Genomic DNA, 668 nt, shown 5'->3' with positions numbered 1-668 from the left:
CCGGTCGGCCGGGCGGAGCCGCCCCAGCCGTTGCGGGAGGTGTCGATCAGCATGCCGAGTCCGGAGTTGAACCCGGCCGAGACCAGCTTGCCGCGCAGCGCCTGCGCGAAGGACTGCTCGTCCACGTACTGGTTCCAGTCCACCCACTTGGACTGGCGCACCGTCTGGCCGTTGACCGTGTCGGTGACCTTGAAGTTCGGCTCCACCGTCGCCGAGTAGTTGGCCGTGTTGACGATGAAACCGGCCACGTCGTCGACGCCGGCGCCGTTGGTCGTGGCGACCTTGTAGAACTCCTGGACGGACGGGTCGAGGTTGCTGTCCCAGCCCAGCCAGGCGTGGTGGCCGGCGTCGATGTAGTTGTAGACGTTCGGGATGGCGCCCAGCTTGGCCAGGGCGTAGCTGACGCCCTTCTCGTAGTTGCCGTTGGCCTTCATGGTCGCGCAGGCGTCGGTGCTGCCCGCGGTGCCGCCGGCGTTGGTGACCAGGTTGGGCAGCGAGTCGGGCTCGATGACCGTGGCGATCCGCAGGCCCGCGTACTTCGCGTCCGACAGGATCGACGCGATCGGGTCGATGTACTGGGTCTTGTACTTGTCGATGTCGTCCGGTCCGAGCTCGCCGTTGGAGGCGAGAGCCGAGCAGTCCCGGCCGGGCAGGTCGTAGATCACCAG

Annotated in this window: 1 protein-coding gene; it reads right to left on the bottom strand. The window is 67.4% G+C overall.

What is annotated here, in order from left to right:
* Positions 1-668, bottom strand: a 668-nt coding sequence (locus R2S09_RS40170) for a glycoside hydrolase family 6 protein (RefSeq protein WP_316746229.1), incomplete at both ends; no start/stop codon positions are given.

Source organism: Streptomyces sp. MK7 (assembly GCF_032658145.1).
GTDB lineage: Bacteria > Actinomycetota > Actinomycetes > Streptomycetales > Streptomycetaceae > Streptomyces > Streptomyces spiralis.
This window is presented reverse-complemented; position numbering and strand designations above follow the sequence as displayed.